The sequence below is a fragment of the Streptomyces sp. NPDC058646 genome (genome assembly GCF_042716875.1).
Taxonomy (GTDB): domain Bacteria; phylum Actinomycetota; class Actinomycetes; order Streptomycetales; family Streptomycetaceae; genus Streptomyces.
On sequence record NZ_JBHXRK010000015.1, the window covers coordinates 161,346 to 182,303 of the forward strand.

At 74.1% G+C, this 20,958-nt stretch carries 17 protein-coding genes and 3 pseudogenes; 11 read left to right on the top strand and 9 right to left on the bottom strand.

Translation table 11 applies throughout. The features are described 5' to 3' along the window. Positions 1 to 540 precede the first annotated feature (540 nt). The 5 genes from ACFWUZ_RS19955 to ACFWUZ_RS19975 form a co-directional block, all read right to left on the bottom strand. A complete protein-coding gene (locus ACFWUZ_RS19955; protein ID WP_384374197.1) occupies positions 541 to 903 on the bottom strand; it encodes a transglycosylase family protein in 363 nt (120 codons plus the stop codon). A 566-nt stretch (positions 904 to 1,469) separates the two neighbouring features. Further along, positions 1,470 to 1,730 (bottom strand): hypothetical protein, encoded by a 261-nt coding sequence (locus ACFWUZ_RS19960; protein WP_384374200.1) that lies wholly within the window; start codon positions 1,728 to 1,730, stop codon positions 1,470 to 1,472. Continuing rightward, entirely contained in the window at positions 1,727 to 2,599 is an 873-nt protein-coding gene (locus ACFWUZ_RS19965; protein WP_384374203.1) for an oxaloacetate decarboxylase, read from the bottom strand. Before ACFWUZ_RS19965 ends, ACFWUZ_RS19960 begins: the two co-directional genes overlap by 4 nt. A gap of 230 nt (positions 2,600 to 2,829) precedes the next feature. Further along, complete coding sequence (locus ACFWUZ_RS19970) at positions 2,830 to 3,894, bottom strand: YihY/virulence factor BrkB family protein (RefSeq protein ID WP_384374206.1); 1,065 nt, start codon at positions 3,892 to 3,894, stop codon at positions 2,830 to 2,832. Between the two features lie 75 nt (positions 3,895 to 3,969). Next, on the bottom strand, positions 3,970 to 4,638 hold the full coding sequence (locus ACFWUZ_RS19975; RefSeq protein WP_384374209.1) for a hypothetical protein: 669 nt from the start codon (positions 4,636 to 4,638) through the stop codon (positions 3,970 to 3,972). A gap of 700 nt (positions 4,639 to 5,338) precedes the next feature. Here ACFWUZ_RS19975 and ACFWUZ_RS19980 point away from each other — a divergent pair. The 5 genes and pseudogenes from ACFWUZ_RS19980 (at position 5,339) to ACFWUZ_RS20000 (ending at position 10,158) form a co-directional block, all read left to right on the top strand. Continuing rightward, the gene (locus ACFWUZ_RS19980; RefSeq protein ID WP_384374212.1) at positions 5,339 to 5,929 is read left to right on the top strand and encodes a DUF5133 domain-containing protein; all 591 of its coding nucleotides are present in this window, start codon (positions 5,339 to 5,341) and stop codon (positions 5,927 to 5,929) included. A gap of 178 nt (positions 5,930 to 6,107) precedes the next feature. Then, positions 6,108 to 6,293: an antitoxin gene (locus ACFWUZ_RS19985; protein ID WP_384374215.1), complete on the top strand. Its 186-nt coding sequence runs from the start codon at positions 6,108 to 6,110 to the stop codon at positions 6,291 to 6,293. A 51-nt stretch (positions 6,294 to 6,344) separates the two neighbouring features. Next, positions 6,345 to 7,991, top strand: a complete 1,647-nt coding sequence (locus ACFWUZ_RS19990) for a hypothetical protein (RefSeq protein WP_384374218.1) — start codon at positions 6,345 to 6,347, stop codon at positions 7,989 to 7,991. A gap of 207 nt (positions 7,992 to 8,198) precedes the next feature. Beyond that, positions 8,199 to 8,534 (top strand): annotated as a pseudogene (locus tag ACFWUZ_RS19995) (PadR family transcriptional regulator); the annotation flags it as partial. Positions 8,535 to 9,549: 1,015 nt separating this feature from the next. Further along, complete coding sequence (locus ACFWUZ_RS20000) at positions 9,550 to 10,158, top strand: response regulator transcription factor (RefSeq protein ID WP_384374221.1); 609 nt, start codon at positions 9,550 to 9,552, stop codon at positions 10,156 to 10,158. A gap of 55 nt (positions 10,159 to 10,213) precedes the next feature. Here the strand turns inward: ACFWUZ_RS20000 and ACFWUZ_RS20005 are convergent, their stop codons facing one another. The 4 genes from ACFWUZ_RS20005 to lanKC all read right to left on the bottom strand — a co-directional run bounded on the left by ACFWUZ_RS20005 (position 10,214) and on the right by lanKC (position 16,697). After that, the gene (locus ACFWUZ_RS20005) at positions 10,214 to 12,016 is read right to left on the bottom strand and encodes an ATP-binding cassette domain-containing protein (RefSeq protein ID WP_384374224.1); all 1,803 of its coding nucleotides are present in this window, start codon (positions 12,014 to 12,016) and stop codon (positions 10,214 to 10,216) included. Then, a complete protein-coding gene (locus ACFWUZ_RS20010; RefSeq protein WP_384374227.1) occupies positions 12,013 to 13,857 on the bottom strand; it encodes an ATP-binding cassette domain-containing protein in 1,845 nt (614 codons plus the stop codon). The genes ACFWUZ_RS20005 and ACFWUZ_RS20010 overlap by 4 nt, the downstream gene beginning before the upstream one ends. Positions 13,858 to 13,923: 66 nt before the next feature. Continuing rightward, positions 13,924 to 14,061, bottom strand: coding sequence for a SapB/AmfS family lanthipeptide (locus ACFWUZ_RS20015; RefSeq protein ID WP_031143925.1), 138 nt, complete (start codon positions 14,059 to 14,061; stop codon positions 13,924 to 13,926). A gap of 35 nt (positions 14,062 to 14,096) precedes the next feature. Further along, a complete protein-coding gene (gene lanKC / locus ACFWUZ_RS20020) occupies positions 14,097 to 16,697 on the bottom strand; it encodes a class III lanthionine synthetase LanKC (RefSeq protein WP_384374230.1) in 2,601 nt (866 codons plus the stop codon). Between the two features lie 158 nt (positions 16,698 to 16,855). Between lanKC and ACFWUZ_RS20025 the strand changes: the two genes are divergently transcribed. The 6 genes and pseudogenes from ACFWUZ_RS20025 (at position 16,856) to ACFWUZ_RS20050 (ending at position 20,947) form a co-directional block, all read left to right on the top strand. Continuing rightward, positions 16,856 to 17,449, top strand: coding sequence for an NAD(P)H-dependent oxidoreductase (locus tag ACFWUZ_RS20025; RefSeq protein WP_384374233.1), 594 nt, complete (start codon positions 16,856 to 16,858; stop codon positions 17,447 to 17,449). A gap of 100 nt (positions 17,450 to 17,549) precedes the next feature. After that, positions 17,550 to 18,662: an AI-2E family transporter gene (locus ACFWUZ_RS20030; RefSeq protein WP_384374236.1), complete on the top strand. Its 1,113-nt coding sequence runs from the start codon at positions 17,550 to 17,552 to the stop codon at positions 18,660 to 18,662. 16 nt (positions 18,663 to 18,678) lie between these two features. After that, a pseudogene (locus tag ACFWUZ_RS20035) lies at positions 18,679 to 18,879 on the top strand (SDR family NAD(P)-dependent oxidoreductase); the annotation flags it as partial. Between the two features lie 73 nt (positions 18,880 to 18,952). Further along, positions 18,953 to 19,060: pseudogene (locus ACFWUZ_RS20040) on the top strand (SDR family oxidoreductase); the annotation flags it as partial. A gap of 55 nt (positions 19,061 to 19,115) precedes the next feature. Then, a complete protein-coding gene (locus ACFWUZ_RS20045) occupies positions 19,116 to 19,556 on the top strand; it encodes a VOC family protein (RefSeq protein ID WP_384374239.1) in 441 nt (146 codons plus the stop codon). 104 nt (positions 19,557 to 19,660) lie between these two features. Next, positions 19,661 to 20,947 carry an AI-2E family transporter gene (locus ACFWUZ_RS20050; protein ID WP_384374242.1) on the top strand — a complete coding sequence of 429 codons (1,287 nt, stop codon included), beginning with the start codon at positions 19,661 to 19,663 and terminating at the stop codon, positions 20,945 to 20,947. The last annotated feature ends 11 nt before the right edge of the window (positions 20,948 to 20,958 follow it).

The following is a 20,958-nucleotide window of genomic DNA, read 5'->3' on the forward strand; positions in this document are numbered from 1 at the left end:
CCGGCAACGACCGGCGGGTACACGGGAGCACGCCGCCCGCCGTTCGCCGCTGTGCGGGGCGGGCGAGCGGGGGCGGTCCGCTGCCCCGCACGACACCCGTCGGTCATACTCGAACAATACGCCCGATACCCGACGTCCATGCGCCGACCGGATGCATGCGCCGACCGGATACCCGGGCGGCCGGCTGCGCGGCCGCATGCGCGGCGGGTCGGTCGCGGGGCGCACCGGGGGTCCGTATCGCCGTCCGCGCAGAGGGCCGAGCGCCATGTCGCGGCATCCCGGCCTGTCCGTCCGGGACTCCGCGGGTCCGGGAACGCCCGGTTCGCTCCGGGACTCCGCCGCTCCGGCACCCGGCCGCAGCGGCACCGCGCCACTCCGGCACCCGGCCGCGTGGGTCCGCCGACGGTGCCGCACGGCCGACTTGCCGTCCTTCGCGGTGATTTCGAGGTGTGGTACGGGGGTGCCGGCGGCAGGGCGGACCTGGCGGAGCCAGGCCGATGCGGAGCCTTCGCGCGTCGTCCGCCACGGGTGACGCGCCGTTCAGCGGCGGCGGGCGCAGGTCCAGGCGCCCATGCCCTGGATCGCTGCCAGCCGCCTGGCCGTGGCGATCTGCTGCGACTTCGTCGCCAGGTCGGCGCGCCGTGCGTAGCGCAGGCCACCCGCGGCCTTCCAGCTCGACTGCGTGAACTGCAGTCCGCCGTAATGCCCGTTACCCGTATTGGCGCGCCAGTTGCCCCCCGATTCGCATCTGGCGATGGCGTCCCAGTCGACGCGGGGTCTGGAAGAGACGGTAGCCGCGTAGCTGTTGGGAATGCCGAGCAGAACTGCCTGACACAGGAACACGGCACAGACCAGTGACCTGACGGTGCTTCGGGTTCGTTGGCTGTCCACGGAACGAGACATCAGACCTCCTCCTTGCTGTCCGGCAGACCGAGTCCCCTCCCGGAGAGGCCGGCCCGCCGACGACTGTCGGGCTGTGTACGCAGCACAGCACGCCGCGCGCCGCCTCCGGCACTTCTCGACGGCTGCAGGAGGCGACGCCACCCGTTCGGCTGTCTCTTCGGGTGAAGGGGCGGCGGGGCTCCTTGCATTCCCTGGATCGCGCCCCCGGGCGCTCCGACCCCACCGCCGTCCCCGAACTCCCGGGGCGCACGGAGCGTTGACGAAGTCGTCATCTGAGAGAAATCCGAGTCGCTGCACGCGCACAGCAGATGCGCAACTCCCTCCCGGACGCAGCGAACGGCACGGCGGCCAGGACGCCACCATCGCCCCCTACGTCAACGGGAGTTCCACCCGGAGGCCCACCCTGTCCTCCCGGCGCAGCTGGCTGTACGGCAGTACGGACAGTCCGGAGGGTCTGATTGACACCCCCGGCGGGGACGCCCGTCGGCTACAGGGCCGGCACGTACCGCTCACGGCGCGAGGAGGCTGCCGGACACCCGACCGGGGTGCCCGGACAGCCTCCCGGGTCAGTCGCCGTCCTCCCCGCCGGGGTGGACCGCCGCCACGAGCGTGGCCAGCATGTCCCCCGCGGTGCCGTCGTGGTCACTGCCCGCGCTGCCGCTGCCGCTCTGGACGTTGGCGGCGCGGTCGACCTCGACGACGGAGTCCGCGTGCGAGTTGTCGATGACCGTGATCAGGCTGCCGCCGGCGGCGGCAGCGGGGGCGGCGCCACCGCCCAGCAGGGTCACCGCGAGATACGCGGCGGTCCGGATCCGCCCCCGGGTCACACGCCCACGCTCTCGCGCGCTGCCGGCAGGTTGTGGTGGCGCGCGATGTTCTTCGCGAGCAGCCTCGTCGACTCGCCGATACCGATGCCGTCGGCCCCGTCCGTAGCGGGAAGCCGTCCGTCGGCGAGCTGCAGTTCGGTGAGGGCCGTGTCCATCGCCTGGTGGGCGGCGAACAGGCAGGGCGTGCTGTAGATGGCGACGTCGATGCCGAGGTCGGACAGTTCGCTGAGCGAGAGCCGCGGCGACTTGCCCCCGGCGATCTGGTTGAACAGCAGCGGCTTGCTCCCGACCACCTCGCGGATCCGCCGGATCCACTCCACGCTGCGGACCCCGTCGACGAGGACGACATCGGCGTCCGTGCCCGCCAGGGCCTCGGCCCGCCGGAGGATGTCGTCCTCCTCGGTCGCGTCCGTGCGGGCGACGACGACGAGGTCCTTGCGGGTCGCCAGCACCATGTCCAGCTTCTCCAGGTACTCGTCGAGCGGGAGCACCAACTTGCCGTCGGCGTGCCCGCAGCGACGCGGACGCTTCTGGTCCTCCAGGATGACGCCGGACGCCCCGATCCGTTCGAGCCCTTCGACGACGTGGCAGGCCACCTCCGGGTCGACGTAGCCGTCGTCGATGTCGACGAGCAGGTGGTGGCGGGGGAACGCGCCGCGCAGCCGCTGTACGAAGGCCATCATGTCGGGCCAGGCGATGAACCCGATGTCGGGCAGCCCGTAGTGGGAGGCGGCGAACCCGAAGCCGGAGACGAACATCCCGTCGTAGTGTCCGGCGGTGACGGAAGCCGAGTACATGTCGTACACGCCGATGAGGGGGGTCGTACCCGGCTCGGCGATCTGTTTCCGCAACTTGTTCCCGTAGGTCATCGTCAGGCTCCTCCGAAGGCTGCGTGTGGCACAGGGACAGGGCAGGGGCCGCCGCGACACGGCAACTCTTTACCCAAAACAGATCCTTTCGGGAGTTTCCCTAGAAGTACGCACTACGAAGGCTTTACTCACCCCAACGGCGCAGCCCGTTCACCACAGAAACGTCACTGGTCCGCGCGCTCGGCCGAGCGGTCGCGGCCGCTCGCAGGCCCCGGTCCCGCGGCCCTCCGTCAGGGGCCCTCGACCGCAGGGCCTTCCATCCGGCGGCGTTCGTCCTTGCTCCAGGCGCGCGTGTCGCGCGGCTCGACGTACGGCTCCTCGTCCTTGGGCATCCCGCCCGCGATCGCGCGCTGGCGGGACAGCTCCGCGTCGAACTCCAGCCCGAGGAGGACGGCGAGGTTGGTGATCCACAGCCACACCAGGAAGACGATCACACCCGCGACCGTGCCGTACGTCTTGTTGTAGGAGGCGAAGTTGGCGACGTAGAACGCGAATCCCGCCGAGGCCGCCAGCCAGATCGCCAGCGCCAGGAAGCTGCCGGGCGTCACCCACTTGAAGCCGCGGCCCTTGGCGTTCGGCGCGGCCCAGTACAGGAGCGCGATCATGATCGTGACGAGGAGGACCAGTACCGGCCATTTCGCGATCGACCACACCGTCAGTGCACTGTCGCCGATGCCCACGGCGTTGCCCACTGCCCGCGCCAGGCCTCCGGTGAACACGACGATCAGCGCGCTGGCGCAGGCGAGGAGCATCAGGGTCACGGTGAGTGCCACGCGGAGCGGGAGCACCTTCCACACCGGCCGGCCCTCCGGCACGTCGTAGACGGCGTTCGAGGCGCGGATGAAGGCGGCGATGTAACCGGAGGCGGACCAGAGCGCCACGATCAGACCGACGACGGCCAGCAGCGAACCGACGCCACCGCGGCCCTGCAACTGCTCCACCGCGTCTCGGATCAGGTCCCGGGCGGAGCCGGGGGCCAGCTTCTGCAGGCTGTCCAGGACCTGCCGGGTCGCGGACTCGCCGGCGACGCCCAGCAGGGACACGAGGACCAGAAGGGCGGGGAACAGCGCCAGCACTCCGTAGTAGGTCAGGGCGGCGGCCCGGTCGGCCAGCTCGTCGTTCGTGAACTCCTTGACCGTCCCGCGGAACACGGCCCGCCACGAACGTTTCCCGAGCGCGCTGGGCTGGTCGGGCGCCCGCTCCTCGACCTCCTCGCCGGGGCCCGCGGCGCGGCGCCCACCGGCGTCCGGACGTTCCTGTTCGCCGCTGCGGCCTCGCTTCGGGATGCGTGTCATACCCAGCAGGTGTCCAGATCGGCGCCACTCATGTCCGTACGCCCGTGCCCGGGCGCGGAGCGCGGGGCGCGGCTGCTACGCGGCCTGGCTCAGGGCGGCGCGTCCGGGGTTCGCGGCCGGGGCGGGCGCCTGGTCCAGCCAGGAGAGCAGGCTGCCGTCCGGGTTCAGCACGATGTGCAGGCCGTTGTCCTCCCCGGCCGCGGGCCGGCCGGCGGTGTCGAGGGTGCCGAGCTTCGTGCCGCCGGGCCGCGGGCCGCCGTAGACGTCCGCCTGGTAGCGGTCGGCGCCGAGCCGGTAGACCCGGGCCGTGGAACCGTCGGCCAGCTGCTCGACGCGGACCAGTACGCGCTTGTCCGCGGGCTCCGGCCGGGGCCGGGCGCGCTCCACCCAGGACGAGACCTGCCCCTGGGAGGTCAGCTGGACGTTCAGGCCGTCCAGGTTCGTCGCCGAGGCGCTGCCGTCCTGCGCCGTGAGTACGGCTGTCTTGCGGCCGTTGAAGAGGATGTCGGCCCGGTAGGCGTGCGGGCCGGTCCTCACCACCTTCGCGGTGTGACCGGGCACGGCCAGCTGCACGGTCCCGACGGGGACGGGCTGTGCCCCGGGGAGGGCGGTGGCCGTGACGGCACCGGCGGCGGCCGGGCCTGCGGGGGTGGCGAGCGCGCCGGAGGCGGCGCCGAGGGACAGCGCGGCGGTCGCGGTCGCGACGACCAGGCTCGTACGCAGGGTGCGGGGGGAGATGCGCATGGTGAACAGGGCCCCATCGGGTCGGCTTCGGGGGAGCGGCCGCTCCGTCGCGGCACCCTCGCAAACCTACGCATCGATGATTAAAAGGACCCATAGGGAATGTAACGGTGTCCCGGCGGTCTGCCGCAGCCATGCCGGGCAGCCGGTCGGGCAGCCGGTCGGTCGGTCGGTCGGTCGGTCGGTCGGCCGGTCGGTCGGCCGGTCGGCCGGGCGTCGCGCCGGCGCCGGACCGCCAGCCGTCCCGGGGCGGTCACTCCGTACGCCCGCCCCCACCCGTCCGTGCGCGCCGCGGCGCCGGCATCAGCAGCAGCCACAGCGGGACCGCGGCAAGGGAGAGCACGCCGAGCCAGAACGTCACGCCGGCGAAGCCGTGGGCGAGGCGCGCGGCCGTGGCCGGTGGAGGGCCTCGCGGAGCATCGCCCCGGCCGCCTGCTCGGCGGGGAGCGCCGCCCCCGACAGCAGCCGGTCCGCCGCTGTCCTGCCGGGCGCCGCCGCCGGTGCGTACGGACGCCGACGGCGGCAGGGACGGGCCCCGGCCGGTGCGGACACCGGCCGGCGTGCGCGTCAACGCCGGTCCATGCGGTCCCGGTTCGGGCGGAGCAGCGGAGGCCGGGCGCGTGTCCGAGGACTTGGGGTGGTCATGCCTGCTACACCGGTCTCCACCCGGCCCGTCCGTCCGGGACGTCCCCGAGGGAGGGCCATGACCAGTACGTATCCCGAGCATCCGGGCCCGGCGGAGCACCCGGCGCAACCGGAGGAGGACCCCGCCGCCGCGACGGAGGCGGCCGACGCACAGCCGGACGCGGACGCACAGCCGGACGCGGACGCCGGCCGTGCGGCGGGAATCCTGATGGCCCTGCTCCCCTGCAGCATCCAGACCGCGCAGCAGATCCTCGTCCTGACGGCCCGTCTCGCCGGGGTCGGGGACGCCGAAGCCGCCCGGGCGGCCTCGGCCCTGCGCGGCGACCTGGCACCCGCACCGGTCGCCGTCGAAGAGGCGCTGCGGACCGCGATCGAAGGGGCCCTGGCCGCACAGCTGCCCACCAGCCCCGCCCTCCTGCCCGACCCCCACACCCTGCGCCACCACCTCGCGCGCTTCCGCGATCTGCGCAGACGGCTCTTCACCGCCCCCGGCGACCCCGGTCTGCGGGCCCGCTTCGAAGACGCCGGCTACACCCTGTGCGTGCTGCTCGGACAGCGTGCGGTCCACCACGCCCTGGCCGCCGCCGACCACCTCGTCGCCACCTACCGGTTCGCCGGAATGCGCCCGGCCGCCGTCCCGGAGGCCTGACGGCCGCGGGGCCGCGCTCCGCCGCCGGGGTCCTCACCCGATCGGCGGAGCACCGTCCGGCGGTCCCCCGCGCCACGCGGCCGCACCTCCGACCTGCTCACCGGCTGCTTCGGATGCGGATCGGCGGGCGTCGGATGATCCTGACAGTGCCGGAAACCCGACCCGAAGGAGAGCAGTCATGTCCATGATGGACAAGCTCAGGCAGATGCTGAAGGGCCACGAGGACAAGGCAGGCCAGGGCATCGACAAGACCGGCGACTACGTCGACGGGCGGACCCAGGGCAAGTACCAGTCCCAGGTCGACACGGGGCAGCAGAAGATGAAGGACCAGCTGGGCCGGGAGGACCGCCCGCCGCAGACCTGACACCGGCAGGCGCGGGAGCAGTCGGACGTCCGCACGACCCCTGAGGTGGCCATGCACAGCACGCCGCGCACGACGACAGCGCCCGCCGCCGGCAGTTCCTCCGTCCGCCTCCAGGACGGGACCGAGATCGCGTGGGTGGGCTTCGGTACGGGCCCGCTCGTCCGCGAGGGCCACCTCTCGGGATACAGCACCCGCCTCCTGGGCCTGACGCCCGGCCTGGCCGCCGAACAGGCGGCCAGGCTGCTGCGCCCCTACCGGGCCTCGGCGGCCGCCGTTCCCGCGCTGGTGCTGCAGGGCGCCACCCCGGCGACCCGCCTCTTCGAAGGGGACGTCAGTGATCTGGCGGCCGGCCGGCCGCCCTACGACTGCGCCACCTACCTGGAGACGCGCGCCGTGTTCACGGCACGCCGGGGCGACCTGGTCGTGGGAAGGACCGGGCCCTGGCGGGAGGCCGCCGAGGTGTTCGGCATCGACACGGTGGACCTTGGAGACCTGGAGCACTACTACCTCTGCCAGGCCCTCCTCGCCGCGGCCGACCGCCACCGGGACGAGGACACCCGCAGTCCGACGGGCCGGCTCGTCGCCTGGCTGCGCTCGCATCCCCATGCGGTGGCACGGCCCTACGCGCTCGACCAGGAGACGCAGATCTTCCTGCTCTGGCTCCTGCGCCGGGCGGGGCTGAGCAGCTTGCGGGTCGAGGCCAACAACCCTGTGGTGTCGACACGGTGGAACAGCAAACGGCACATCCACCCCTTCGTCGGGGACGCCGGGGCGCTGTCCCCCTCCGGTCTCGACCCGGATCAACTGCTGGCGGCCGAACAGCGCCTCAGCGAGGCCTACCGGCGCCTGCGGCTGGTGATGCCGGTACTGCCCGGATACACCCTCGCGCGGAGCAGCGGGGAGCCCGGACGCTTCGCCGACGACGCGGTCCGCGCGGCGGACCTGCTCCGCGACCGCTACCGGATCCGGAGCGCCTTCCTCAAGCCGAGCGAGGCCGGCGACGGCGCCCGCATCGTCGGTCCCCTGGACCTGCGCGACACCGCCACGCTCCGCGCCGCCGCGGCGGACGCCCACCAGTACGGGGACGACTACCTGCTGGAGGCAGCCGTCGACTACCTCACCCTCCGCTCCAACGGCACCGACCACCCCGTAGGGCCCTCCGGCCACATCCGAGGTGGAGCAGTGGCCCCCGGCCTCACGCTGCAGATCCTCAACGGCTGCGCATGGGAAGGCAACGCCTACCTCGACGCCGCGGAATGGGAGAGCTGCGGTCTCCCACGCCCCTTGTACGACACGATGCGCCGGGCCATGACCGCACTGCATGCCGCGTTCCTCGGCGAAGCCAGCATCATGGACGCCAGTTACGGCGGCCTGGTGACGGGAGGGTCGACTTCGCCGTCGGCCGGATCGGCGGCGTGTTCCACGACCGGGTCGTCGCCGCGGCGATCGACTTCAACCTCTCCTCGAACGGCGCCGAATACCTGCGCACCTTCCACGAGAAGGCGGGGACGGGCCGCGGCGGCGAACCGTACGCCGCCACCCGCCTGTTCAGGCCCACCGCCACCGCGACGCTCCAGACCACCCGCGCGGCCGTGCTCGCGGCGCTTCCCGGGGGAGCGGTGGCCGATCTGGTGGCCTGCGTGCCCGACCGGTGGGGCATGGTGGCCGCCACCGGCACCGGGGTGCGCCACGCCATGACGCAGACCGAGCGACTCATCGGTGTCCTCGGCGACGCCGACCTGGCCCACCCGCTCCCGTAACGGACCCCCGCAGGCGCTGTGCCGGCCGTCCGGCAGGAGCGCCGCCGGGACCCCCGTCGTCGCCGCGCCCACCGATCCGCTCGCCGCACCGGGCTCCCATAGGCCGGCTGTCGACATGTGTCGGCTACCGACCTATCGGAAGCGCGTGAACGATCAAGCTCTGCGTGAACCGACCCTGCCCAACCCCACCGCGATCGCCGACGCCCCACGGCACGGATACGCGATCGCCCAAGAGGTCGAGAAGAGTCCCGAAGGCCGCATGAAGAGGCGCACCGGAACCCTCTACGGGGCCCTGGAGCGCCTCCTCGAACAGGAACTCATCGCCGTCCACGAGGAGGAAGTGGTCGACGGGCGCCGTCGGCGCAGCTACGCCCCCGCACCCCGCGGCCGCGAGGTCCTCGCAGCCGAGGCGGCCAGGACCGCCCGCACCGCCCAGGAGGCCACGCGTCCCCTGGACCTCGGTGCGAAGGGCGACGCCGGCCGCACCCGCGTCCTTCGCCGCGGCCGCCCTGCCCGGCCTCCACGGCGGGACGGGGACCGCAGGCCCTCCCCGGCTTCGGCGAGACCGACCGAACGGTCTCGGCTTCACCTCCTCGCGGTGACCCACCTCGTCGCACTGCTGGGCGCCGCCCTCGCGCTCACGGGCCGCTGGGCAGCCGGCACCTGGGCCGCACTGGCGGCGGTCACGGCGGGCATCCTGGCGGGCGCCGCCCGCCCGGCCGCCTTCGACCTCGGATCCGCGGCCCTCTTCACCGGACTGCCGCTCCTCCCGGCCCTGGTGATGCTGCTCTGTCCGTCCGACCTCCGCCCGACGCCGCGCATCCGTACGACGGCCGGGGTGACCGCCGTCGTCACGTGGACGAGGGTCCTGACCGCAGCGCTCGTGCTGCGCCCCCTGCCGTACCCGCTCGGCGGACTGCGGTTCGCCCTGCCGGTCGCCGGCGGCCCGCTCCTCGCCGGACGGCAGGCGTTCAGCCGCCTGGACACGGCGCCCGGAGTCCTCGTCGCCGGCCTGCCGCTCCTCGTCCTCGGGCCGCTCAGCGGGGCACTGGACGCCCTCGCCCTCCTTGCGCTGACCGTCTTCGTCCTCATCTCCGCGGTGGCGGTGGGCATCCGCCGCCGACGCACCCGGCAAGATCCGAAGGAGACGGCCTGGACGGCACCTCCCCACCCCGCCTCCCCGGTGCGGCCGGTCCGTGGTGCGTGGTGCGTGGTGCGCGGTCCGGGGGCGCCGTCGCGGTCACGGGCCGTGGCTGCCCGCGCGCACCATGCACCCGGAACCAGCCCATCCGGATCTTGCCGCCGCCGTGCGTTTGACCGCCCCGGCCGGGCAGTTGGGGAGGTGGGCCGGTGGGTAGGGGGTCCGCGCGGAGCAGCGAGGCGTACGGGGTTCGGCCACGCGCCCCCGCGCGCCTCCCGCAGGGACGTTCCGGCCAGGCGGTAGCTGGGCACCCGCTTGGTGCTGATCGATCGCCACCTGCCCGAGGAGAACCACGATGACCAAAGTCCTCGTCCTGCACAGCACGAGCCTCGTCCGCTCGGCGCTGGCGGCCCTGTTGAGATCGGAAGGGGACTTCGAGGTCACCTCCGCAGGCTGGCGGACCGCCGCTCGCCAGGCGGAGTTCTTACGACCGGACGTGGCGGTGGTCGACATCGACTGTCCCGGGGCGTCGGCCCTGCTCGCCCCGAGCGGCCGGGCGGGCCGCCTCGCCCTCACCCCGTCCACCCCGCTGCTGGTCCTCGCCCGGTCGGGTACCCCCGGCCCGCTGCGCCGGGCCTTCCAGGCGCAGGCCCTGGGGTACGTGGACAAGGACGGCTCGCCGGGCCGGCTCGTCCGGGCCATCCGCAAGCTCGCGGCGGGGGAGCGCTTCGTCGACGCCTCGCTGGCCTCGGCCCTCATGGAGGCCGAACCCATGCCGCTGAGCCCGCGGGAACTGAGCGTGCTGGCCCGCGCCGCCGAGGGGGACTCGATCGCCGAGATCGCCCATGCCCTGCACCTCGCCAGCGGAACCGTACGGAACTACATGGCCGCGGCGACCCGCAAGACCGGCGCCCGCAACCGGATCGACGCCATCCGGATATCCCGGCGGGCCGGCTGGGTCTGAGCCGCCCGGGCCCCGCGCCGCCGACCCGGCCCCTCGCCCGTCCCCTCCCGCCTCCTCAGGCATCCACGCCCCACATCCCCACGAGATCCCGGTACAGGGCCGACCGTGCCGGGAGTTCCGCATGCGAGCCGCACACCGCCCGGGTTCCGTCGAGCACGAGGACCCGGTCGGCCCGGATCGCGGAGGAGACCCGGTGGGCCACCACGACGAGCGTGCCCGGCCGGGCGGCCAGCGCCCGTTCGGCGCGTGCCTCGGCGTGCGGGTCGAGGTGGCAGGTGGCTTCGTCGAGCAGGAGCAGCGGCGCCGGCGAGAGGTGGGCGGCCGTGAGGGCCAGCAACTGCCGTTCGCCCTGCGAGAGCCGGGCCGGGTCGACGGGTGCGTCCAGGCCGCCCAGCCGGGCCACGAGCCCGGCCGCGCCGAGGGCTTCGGCGGCGGCACCCGCCCGGGCCGCGCTCACCGGCCCGGGACACAGGTGGGTCAGGTTCTCCCGGACCGTGCCGGTGAAGACGTAGGCCTGCTGGGGCAGCAGGGTCCGGCGCACGTCGGGGCCCCCGCCGGAGCCTCCGCCGGGGGAGCGCCGGGCCGGGGCCCCGGCCAGCAGGACCGTGCCCCGGTCGGGCGGCAGCTGACCGGCGAGCAGGGCGAGGAGGGTGGACTTGCCGATGCCGCTGGGGCCCACCACGGCCAGGTGCTCGCCGGGCTGGAGCACCAGGTCGAGGCCGTCGATCACCGGGTGCGCGCGAGCGCCGTACGCGAAGCGGACCTGCCGCAGCTCGACGGCGGCCCCGGCCTTCACCGCGGTTCCGGCCGAGGCACCCGTCTCGGCCGCGGTCCCGGTCCCGCAGGCCGGCGGCGAGGGCGCCCGGAGCCGGTCGGCGGCTTCCGGGGCGGTCGTCCCCGGATCCGTGAAGCGGTCCAGTACCACCATCAGCCGGGTACCCGCCGAACCCACCGCCGTCATCAGGGCGTCGAGGGCCGGAAGCAGCGACTGGACGAGGTAGGTGAGCGCACCGGCCAGGGCACCCGCGCTGACCCCCCTGCCGAGCAGCCAGGGCGTCCCGGCGAGCAGGGCGACGACCGGGAGGCGTCCCGCCACGCCCAGCGTCAGCGTGCGCAGGGCGGCCCACCGTGCGAGGCGCCGCGTCAACCGCTCCTGCCGGGCCACGAGCTCCTCCAGCGGAGCCCCGGCAGCGGCCCCGCCGCCGCAGGCGACCACGTCACGCAGCCCCGCCGCGAGCGCGCCCGTACGCGCGGACAGCGCCTCGTCGGTGTCGAGGACCCGCCGCTGCACACGGGCCATCGGACGCAGCGTCGCCAGGAAGCCCGCCGTGCCCAGCACCAGCGGGGGCACCACGAGCAGCAGCATGACGGGCGCCAGCGCGGCCAGCCCGGCCAGCGCGCCCACCGCGGTGAAGACGAAGGACCGGGCGACCAGCACCAGGCCCGCGAAGGAGTCGCGCGCCATCTCCGTCTGCTGAGCGAGCCGGGAGACCGCACCGAGGTCACCGGCGCGCCCCGGCTCGGCGACCGCCCGCCGCACGGCCTGACGCACGGCCCGCCTGACCAGGCCGTCGCGCAGCGGCTCGACCATGTCCGCGAGGCCGCCGAACACCCCGCGCAGCGCGAACGCGCCGAGCAGTGACCCGACCGCGGCCACGGCGAGCCAGCCGGTGCCGGCCGTGGTCCGCCCGGCGAGGAAGCCGTCGTCGAGGGCGCGGGCCACCGCGTACCCGCCGAGGAAGGTGTGCGCGGACTCCAGCAGGGACCACAGGGTGAGCCGGCCGAGCGTACGGGCGCGGGAGCGCAGGAACCGGCGGCCGTCGGGAGCGAGCCGTCGCCAGGTGCCGTACTCGCTCACCGGACCACCTCCCGGGGGGCCGGCCCGCCACCAGCAGGCCCTCCGCCGTGCGATCCGACCTGGCCTCCGGCCGCCCCTTCGGCCTCGGGTGCGGACCCCGTCGCGGGCTCCTCCCCGCCACCGGCCGCGAACACCGCCCGGTAGCCGGGGTCCCGCCACAGCTCCGTGTGCGTCCCCGCGGCTCGGATCCGCCCCGCGTCCAGCCATACGACGAGGTCCGCGCGGGCCGCCGAGGAGATCCGGTGGGCGACGACGAGACGGGTGGCCCGCACCTCGCGGGCCAGGGCCCGTTCGACTTCGCGCGCGGTGACCGTGTCCAGGCTGGAGGTGGCGTCGTCCAGCAGCAGCAGCCGCCCCGCGTGGCAGAACGCCCGTGCGAGGCCGAGGCGTTGCAGCTCGCCGCCGGACAGCGGCGCGTCGGCGAGAGCCGTGGCGTAGGCCTCGGGCAGCCGCCGTACGAACGGTTCCGCCCCCGCCGCCCGCGCCGCACCCCGCACGGCCTCCGGGCCGGGCTCCGGGCCCGCCCCGAAGGCGATGGCCGCGCCGACGCTCTCCCCGAAGAGCGCGGGCCGGTCGAAGGCGTGGCCGACCTCCTGGCGCAGTACGCCGGCGGACAGCTCCTCCAGCGGCACCCCGTCGAGCCGTACGGTGCCCGCGTCGCACGCGGTGAGCCGCCCGGCCACGGCGGCCAGCAGCGTCTTGCCGGACCCCGAGCGGCCCACGACGGCGACGGTGGCTCCTCCGGGGACGTCCAAGTCGATGTCGTGCAGGACGACGCGGCCCGCCCGCACCACACGGACCCCGCGCAGCTCCAGCCGCCCCCGCCCGCCCTCCGGCAACCCGCGCTCCCCTTGCGCCAGTTCGGGCAGGACGAGGAGGGCGGCCACCCGGCGGGCCGCGGCCCTGCCGCGGACGACCGCGGCCAGCCGCCCGGTCACGGCGCCGACCCCGGCGGCCAGCCCCGCGTACCGGACCGCGGCGAGCAGCCCGCCCACCCCGAGGGCACCGTCCGCGAGCCGCATGCCGGCCACGCCGAGCACCACGTACAGCAGCAGGGGCATCAGGGCACCGGTGCGGGCCGTCGCGGATCCGTAGACCCGCCACATCTTCCTTCCCTCACGGCCCAGTTCGGGCAGTCCGGCCAGGATCCGGGACACCTCGCGCTGCTCGGTGCCGGCGGCGGCGACGGTTCGGGCACCGGCCAGGGTCTCGACGAGGCGCCCGGCCATGGCGAGCTGCACCTGCTGGTAGCGGCCGACGCTGGCGCCGGAGTCGCGGGCGAAGGCCCGAAGCAGTACAACCAGCAGCGGGAGTCCGGCGAGGAACGCCAGAGCGGTCCACACGTCGATGAGGAAGAGCGCGACGAGTCCGCCCACTGGCGGCAGGAGGGCAGCGGTCGCGCCGGCCACGGCACCCGGCACGGTACCGGCCTCGGTGGCGTGCGCGGTCAGCCGGGCGGACACCTCGCCGGGCGCGTGGCGGGCCGCGTGGTGCGGTGCCGTGCGCAGCAGCCGGGCGATCCCGAGCCTGCGCAGCCAGGCGGTCGAGCGGGCGTCGACGCTTCCGGTGAGCCGCGCGGCGGCGGCGTCCAGGAGCACCTCGGCGGTGATCACCAGGGCGCACCACAGGATCCAGACGCTGCCGCCGGGATCCCGGCGCAGCAGCAGGTCCAGGGTGTGGCCGAGGACGGCCGGCTCGGCCAGTGCCGCGGCCGCGGCAGCCACCGAGCAGCCGAACACGGCCGCGGTGCGGCCGGGGCTGTGGCGCGCGGCCGCCTTCAGCGCCCGGTCGGCGGCGCGTGCGGCCGCGGCCTCGTCGGCCGCGGCGTCGGACGGGCTCATGTGCGGCGGCTCCAGGGAGTGGGAACGGGCCCGGGCGACGAACGCCCGGGCCCGGCAGCGACCCGGTCAGTTACAGGTCGTGATGCTCAGGCTGCTGTCACCGCACAGGAGCAGGCTCGCGCGGCTGCCGCCGCCGGTGAGGTGCGCGGCCTCGGTGGTCTCTTCCTTCACGGTGTCCATCGACTGCAGGTCAAGAAGGGTCATGACTGATTCCTCTTCACTGGTGGTGTTCCGATGGGTCACGGCCCCCGGTGGGGGACCGGCTCTGGGGCCGCCGCGGTGGACCGCAGCGGCGGAAGGAACGGCAGGTGCGCGCGCCCGCCGGGCGCGGCGCTGCCGAGGGCGAGGAGCGCGCCGGCCGTGCCCGTGGACAGGTCCATGGACAGGCGCATCAACTGCTCGCCGGGGAAGGCCAGACGGCCTCGGTACGGGACGGCGTGCCGGGCCAGGGCGTCGATCTGGCGGTCGATGTCCTCGGCGCGGGTGCCGGGACCCGGGGTGGTGGTCCGGGCCAGGTGCAGGACCATTCCGGCGGCGCCGCGGAACAGCCCCGGCTGCGCGTAGAAGGTCGCCTGGGCGGCGCGCACGATCTGGGCCCGCGCCTTCTCGAAGCGTTCCTCCGCCGCGTGCTCCAGCCAGTCGTCCAGCACCATGCCGATGCCGACGCTGCCGGCTCCGAGGTAGGGCATCGTGCGCCACCCCTCGTCGACCTGGAGGGTTCCGAAGGCACTGGTCACGCAGCGGTCCAGGTCGCGGTGCAGCGCCAGGCCCGCGCGCGTCAGCAACTCCTCGTCGCCGGTGCGCTCGTACAGCCGCAGGTACAGCAGCGCGGGTCCGCTGCTGCCGTGGAGCAGCCCCGCCCGTTCGAGGGCGGGCGTCGCCCGGGACACCAGGTCGGCGCAGCGCAGTGCCGCGGCGTGCAGTCCGCTCTCGCCGGTGGCCGCGCCCAGGGCGTCCAGGGCCAGGCCGATGCCGGCGAGTCCGCTGTGCAGGTCGGGGCCGGCGGACTGCCAGGGCTGCTGCAGGAGTTGTTCGGCGAGGGCCAGGGCGCGGTCGCGGTGGCCGAGCCGTTCCAGGGTCCAGGCGAGTCCGGCGAGGCCGTCGTAGAAGCCGAGCGGGGTGCCGGAGACCGGTTCCTTCGTACGGGCCAGCAGCCATTCCTCGGCTTCCGGCCATGGTTCGGCTCCGGTCTCGGCGAGCGCGTACAGGACGCCGGCGGCTCCGTACCCGAAGGCGGTCCCGCCGCCCGCGGTGGCGAACTGGGCGATGTCGCCGGGGAAGATCCGGTCGTCGCGGTCGGGTGTCGCGGCGGCGTGCAGGGCGGCCGTCATCGAGTCGCGGGCGGCCTCCCAGTCCCCCGGCTCGACCGGCAGGTACGGGCCGGACGGGGCCGCGATCCTCCCGGTGGGAGCGCCCGCCGTGGGGCCGGCGAGGATCTCCTCGACCGCCTCGTCGAGGAACCGGCGCGGTACGGGGAACTGCGCGGCGGCTATGTCCGCGAGGTGGCACGCCTTCGCCCGGTCCATGATCAGCAGGCTGGTCAGGGGCAGGAAGAGGGCCAGGCGCAGGCAGGCCAGCGCGTACCGGTCGACGGAGGCGCCGTGCCGGTCGGCCGGGGCGACGAACGCCGGGTTGGCGACCGTCTGCCGCAGCCCGTCGCCGACGCGCGAGGCGGCCTCGAAGTCGAGCAGCGCGACCGAGGGTTCGCCGGTCCGCTCGTCCTCCGCGACCATGATGTTGAAGAGGTGCAGGTCGTTGAAGACGACGCCGCGCGCGTGCACCGCCTCCACCGCCTCGGTCACCCGCCGGTGCACCGTCAGCGCCCACTCGGTGTAGGAGGCGAGCTCGGCCGGATCGGGGTCCGCCTCGATCAGCGGGTGCCGGCGGGCGAAGTAGGTGTTGAGGGGCTTGCCTTCGAGGTACTGCATGACGAGGAAGTGGTGGTCCCCGACGGTGAAGGCGCCGTGCACCGAGGGCACGCAGTCCAGTCCGGCGAGCTGCTCCAGCGCCTCCCGCTCGCGGTGCAGCCGGGTCACGGCGTCCGCGCCGTCGGCGGCGAGCCCGGCGAACGGACGGCCCTCCTTGAGGATCACCGCCTCGCCGGTACGGGTGTCCCTGCCCGCATACACGCCGCCGCCGTTGGAGAAGTGCAGGGCGCGCTCGACGGTGTAGGGGATCCCTTCGAGGGTGACGGCCGCGCGCCGCTCCAGATGGGGCCGGAGGAACTCCGGCACCTCGACCCACTCGGGCAGGTGGAACGCCGGGCCGCGCACGTCCGGCACCAGCCGGCCGTCCGGGGTCTCGACGGCCGGGACCAGCTCGCCCCGCTCGTCGTAGCAGTGCCGCAGGGTGAAGCTGCCGTAGCGCAGGTGGACCGGACCGTCGTTCCAGCGCAGGTCGCTGAGGACGTAGGGGCCGGGCTCCCCGGCCAGCAGGGCGTCGAGGTCCCCGGCGATCCGCCCGCACCGCTCCTCGTCCGCCGGGTAGACGGTGATGAACTTCCCGCTCGCCGCACGGTCCGCGTACTTGGCGTTGCGCAGGTGCAGCAGGTAGCGGCCGGGGACGAACTTGAAGGCGATCCGCCGCTCCACGCAGTAGTCGTACACCCGCTGCAGGACGGACTCGGCGTTGTCGAGGCAGGCCGATATGTGGATCTTCCAGCCCTGCGCGGGCAGTTCGGCGTCGACCGGCCGCAGTGCGAGCCAGTCACCGCTGCGGTGCGAGCGCCAGCCCGCCGGTACGGGGGCGAGAGCCGACGGGTACTCGACCTCGGCGCGCCGGTACGGCGCGTCGTAGAACCAGCGGTCGGCGTCGCAGAAGGCTGCGTACCCCTTGTTCACGCCTGCTCCCTCGGTCGGTGGCGTGCTCAACGGTGTCACCCGGACCGTGCGCCGCGACAGTCACGACTGTCACCGACGTGGTGTGCAATCCGCACACGGCCCCGAGGGCCGCTGTGGTGCACTGGGGACGACGATCAGCCGCTGACTGGGGGACAACCATGCGCATAGGCGTCTATCTCGCACATCCGCGGCCGGGGAGTTTCAACCACGCCGTGTTCGAGGCCGTGGTGGGGGAGCTGCGCGCCCGCGGGTGCCAGGTACGGGCGCACGACCTGTGCGCCGAGGGGTTCGCACCGCACCTGTCGGCCGACGAGACGGGGACGGTCGGCTCGGCGGCACCGGCCGTCGACGCGCAGGTCGCGCTGCACCGGACCGAGGTGGCGGCCCTGGACGCCCTCGTGTTCGTCCACCCGAACTGGTGGGGCATGCCGCCGGCAGTCCTCACCGGCTGGCTGCAGCGCGTCCTCGTACCCGGAGTCGCCTACAAGCTGGGTACCGCGGACGGAGAGCCCGTAGGGCTCCTCAAGGCCGGCAAGGCGCTCGTCCTGAACACGTCCGACACTCCTGCCGAGCGGGAGGAGTCCGAGTTCGGCGATCCGCTGCAGCGCATCTGGTCGGCCTGCGTCCTGCCGTACGTGGGAGTGGCCGACGTACGCCGGGTCGTCTTCCGCACCGTCACCGACTCCGCCGACGAGGAACGCGCGGAGTGGCTCGACGAGGCTCGCCGGCAGGCCGCCTCGCTGCTCGCCTGAACCGTGACGCACGCGGCCGGGGGGCACGTCCGCGCGCATCGGGCCGTACGCCGCCCCGCCGGGTCGCCGAGGGGCGCGAGGGTGCGAATAGGGTGACCCCATGTCTGTGACCTTGAGTTCGAGGAAGTCCGCCGCCGCGCTGCGCACTTCGGCGCGTGTCTCCGCCGAGTTGCTGCTGGTCCTGGTGATGACAGGGGTGGCCCTGTGGCTCCTGGGGCGGATGTGGTCGGTCGTCTGGCCGCTGATAGTGGGGCTGCTCCTCACCACGCTGACCTGGCCCCTGGCGTCCCGCCTGCGTCGGTGGGGCTGGCGGCCCGCACTGGCCGCGGCGACGGTGACCGTGCTCTTCCTCCTGGTCGCCGCGGGCATCGTGGCACTGATCGCCGTCCCGGTGGCATCCCAGTCCGGTGAGCTGGTCGACGGCGTGGTCGAAGGCATCCAGAAACTGCGCGGCTGGGCCGCCGGGCCGCCGCTGAACATCGGCGACGACCAGATCAGCGGCGCCTTCGACGCCGCCGTCGCCCGCCTCCAGAACAGCGTCGGCAGCACGGTCAGCACCGTCGCCACCGGCGTCAGCACCGTGTTCAACGGTCTGATCACCGCCGTCCTGGCGCTCTTCCTGATGTTCTTCTTCCTCAAGGACGGACCGCGGTTCCTGCCGTGGATCACCCGCCAGCTCCCCGGCCGGCTCGCCACCGACGTCCCCGTCGTCGCCGCACGCAGCTGGGACACCCTCGGCTCGTTCGTCCGCTCCCAGGCCTTCGTCGGCCTGCTCGACGCCGTCTTCATCGGCCTCGGCCTGTGGATCGTGGGCGTCCCCCTCGTCCTCCCGCTGGCCGTGCTCACCTTCGTCTCCGCGTTCGTGCCGATCGTGGGAGCCCTGTTCGCCGGATTCATCGCCGTGCTCATCGCGCTGGTGTCGAACGGCCTGACCGACGCGCTGATCGTGCTCGCCATCATCGTCGGGGTGCAGCAGCTCGAAGGAAACGTCTTCCAGCCCATGATCCAGAGCCGCGGCCTGGGCCTCCACGCGGCGGTGGTCCTGCTGGCCGTGACGCTGGGCGGCAGCCTGGCCGGGGTCGTCGGCAGCCTCCTCGCGGTCCCGGTGGCCGCGCTGATCGGAGTGGTCTGGAACTACCTGCGCGAGCAGCTCAGCGAGCCGTCGCAGGAGCCGGGAGCGCCCGAGCCGCAGCCCGGCGGCGTCCCCTCGTAACGCCTCCGTCCCGGCGATGACCGCCCGCGGCGGCGGGGTCATCGTCAACGTCGCCTCGGAGCGCGGTGTGGTGGGGGACGCGGGCGTGGCGGCGTACTTCGCCTCGAAGGGGGCGGCCATCCAGCTGACGAAGGCCACGGCCGTCGACCACGCGAAGGCGGGCATCTGCAGCAACGCCCTCTGTCCCGGGCCGGTCGACACCCAGCTCCTCGACGAGGTCTTCCGCGCCGCACCCGACCCCGGGGCCATGCGGCGCGACGTGGAGGCCCGCACGCTCCTGGGCCGCCTGGGCCGCCTGGGACGAGATCGCGGCCGCGGCCGTTTTCCTCGCCTCGGACATGTCCTCGCACATGACCGGGGCCTCCCTCGTCGTCGACGGTGGCTGGACGACCCGCTGAGGATCCCGGGGCCGCACGACCGCCCCGGCCGGGCGGGCTGGTCTACCGTGCTGCCATGGAACAGCGCATCACCCTGGTCACCCTGGGCGTCTCCGATCTCGCCCGCGCCAAGGAGTTCTACGAGGCCCTGGGCTGGCGGGGCCAGGAGGTCGCGGAGACGGTCTTCTTCCAGGCCGGAGGGCTGGGACTGGTCCTGTGGGACCGGGACGCGCTGGCGGTGGACTGCGGCCTGAGCCCCGGCCCCGCGAGCGGGTTCGCAGGGATCGCCCTGGCCCACAACGTCCGGTCCGAAGCCGAGGTGGACGCACTCCTCGACCGCGTACGGAGGGCCGGCGGCACCGTCACCAAGCCCGCGGCCGTCCATGCGATCGGCTTCTACTCCAGCGCCTTCACCGATCCCGACGGCCACGCCTGGGAGGTCGCGTACAACCCGGGATTCCCCCTGTCGGAGGACGGTTCGCTCACCCTGCCCGATTTCGGCGCCGCCCAGGACTGACCGGGGCGGAGCCGTCGCCTCCGAGCCCGGGCCGAGCCGGATGCGGAGGTGCCTGATCGGGGGAATCCGGGGCAGGCGAGGAGCCAGACGGAAGGAGGTTCCGGATGCCCGGAATCGGTACGTGGCTCGGCCGCGTCAAAGAGGGCGCCGCCGCGCTCGGGGAGCGCCGCGCACAGGCGGTGGCACGCCGCGACACCGAGGCGGCAGCCGAGCGGCTGCGCGCGGCCGAGGCCCGCCGGGCCCGTCCCCGCAACCCGGACCCCGGGCTGATGGTGCCCTGGGGCGTACGGGTGGCCGCCGAGGCGGGCTGGCGGTTCCTGGTCCTCGCCGCGGCCCTGTGGGTCGTGATGCGGGTGATCGGGTCCGTACGGCTCGTCGTCCTCGCCTTCGCCGCCTCGCTGCTGATCACCGCGCTGCTGGAGCCGACGGTCTCCCGGCTGCACCGCGCCGGCCTGTCCCGGGGCCTCGCCACCGCCTTCACCGCGATCTGCGGGTTCCTCGTGCTCGGTCTGGTCGGCTGGTTCGTCGTCTGGCAGGTGCTCGACAACGTCGGCAACCTGTCGGGCCGCCTCCAGGAGGGCATCGAGGAACTGAAACGGTGGCTCCTCGAAAGCCCCTTCCACGTGACCGAGCAGCAGATCAACGACGTCGCCGAGAGCCTCAGCAACGCCATCGGCACCAGTACCAGCGAAATCACCTCGACCGGTCTCCAAGGGGTGACCGTCCTCGTCGAGGTGCTCACCGGGATGCTCCTGGCGATGTTCTCCACGCTGTTCCTGCTGTACGACGGCAAGCGCATCTGGCAGTGGACGCTCAAGCTGGTGCCGGCCGGCGCTCGGCCGGACGTGGCGGACGCCGGCCCGCCGGCCTGGCAGACGCTCACCGCGTACGTCCGCGGCACGCTGATCGTCGCCTTCATCGACGCCCTGTTCATCGGACTGGGCATCTACTTCCTCGGCGTGCCGCTGGCCGTCCCCATCGGCGTGGTGATCTTCCTGGCGTCGTTCGTGCCCCTCGTCGGCGCCGTCGCGTCCGGGGCCCTCGCGGTGGTCGTCGCACTGGTCACCCAGGGCGTGTTCACCGCGCTGATGGCCCTGCTGGTGGTGCTCGTCGTCCAGCAGATCGAGGGCCACGTACTGCAGCCGTTCATCCTGGGGCGGGCCGTGCGCGTCCACCCCCTGGCCGTCGTGCTGTCCGTCGCCACCGGCGGAGTCGTGGCCGGCATCGGCGGAGCGGTCGTCGCCGTTCCTCTGGTCGCCGTGGCCAATACGGTGGTCGGGCACCTGCGCGCCCACGCCGGAGACGAGGACGAGGCGGTGGAGCCCGCACCTCCCGCGGCCGGGGCCGCCCCGGCAGACGGGCCCGCGGCACCGGGCCAGGATCCCGGCTAGGGACACCTGCC

Excerpts from the sequence above, each read along its gene's own strand:
- ACFWUZ_RS19955 (WP_384374197.1), bottom strand. The coding sequence starts at position 903 with ATGTCTCGTTCCGTGGACAGCCAACGAACCCGAAGCACCGTCAGGTCA.
- ACFWUZ_RS19965 (WP_384374203.1), bottom strand. The coding sequence starts at position 2,599 with ATGACCTACGGGAACAAGTTGCGGAAACAGATCGCCGAGCCGGGTACG.
- ACFWUZ_RS19975 (WP_384374209.1), bottom strand. The coding sequence starts at position 4,638 with ATGCGCATCTCCCCCCGCACCCTGCGTACGAGCCTGGTCGTCGCGACC.
- ACFWUZ_RS20030 (WP_384374236.1), top strand. The coding sequence starts at position 17,550 with ATGTCTGTGACCTTGAGTTCGAGGAAGTCCGCCGCCGCGCTGCGCACT.
- ACFWUZ_RS20015 (WP_031143925.1), bottom strand. The coding sequence starts at position 14,061 with ATGACCCTTCTTGACCTGCAGTCGATGGACACCGTGAAGGAAGAGACC.
- ACFWUZ_RS19985 (WP_384374215.1), top strand. The coding sequence starts at position 6,108 with ATGTCCATGATGGACAAGCTCAGGCAGATGCTGAAGGGCCACGAGGAC.
- ACFWUZ_RS19980 (WP_384374212.1), top strand. The coding sequence starts at position 5,339 with ATGACCAGTACGTATCCCGAGCATCCGGGCCCGGCGGAGCACCCGGCG.
- ACFWUZ_RS20025 (WP_384374233.1), top strand. The coding sequence starts at position 16,856 with ATGCGCATAGGCGTCTATCTCGCACATCCGCGGCCGGGGAGTTTCAAC.
- ACFWUZ_RS19970 (WP_384374206.1), bottom strand. The coding sequence starts at position 3,894 with ATGACACGCATCCCGAAGCGAGGCCGCAGCGGCGAACAGGAACGTCCG.
- ACFWUZ_RS20010 (WP_384374227.1), bottom strand. The coding sequence starts at position 13,857 with ATGAGCCCGTCCGACGCCGCGGCCGACGAGGCCGCGGCCGCACGCGCC.
- ACFWUZ_RS19990 (WP_384374218.1), top strand. The coding sequence starts at position 6,345 with ATGCACAGCACGCCGCGCACGACGACAGCGCCCGCCGCCGGCAGTTCC.
- ACFWUZ_RS20045 (WP_384374239.1), top strand. The coding sequence starts at position 19,116 with ATGGAACAGCGCATCACCCTGGTCACCCTGGGCGTCTCCGATCTCGCC.
- ACFWUZ_RS20000 (WP_384374221.1), top strand. The coding sequence starts at position 9,550 with ATGACCAAAGTCCTCGTCCTGCACAGCACGAGCCTCGTCCGCTCGGCG.
- ACFWUZ_RS20050 (WP_384374242.1), top strand. The coding sequence starts at position 19,661 with ATGCCCGGAATCGGTACGTGGCTCGGCCGCGTCAAAGAGGGCGCCGCC.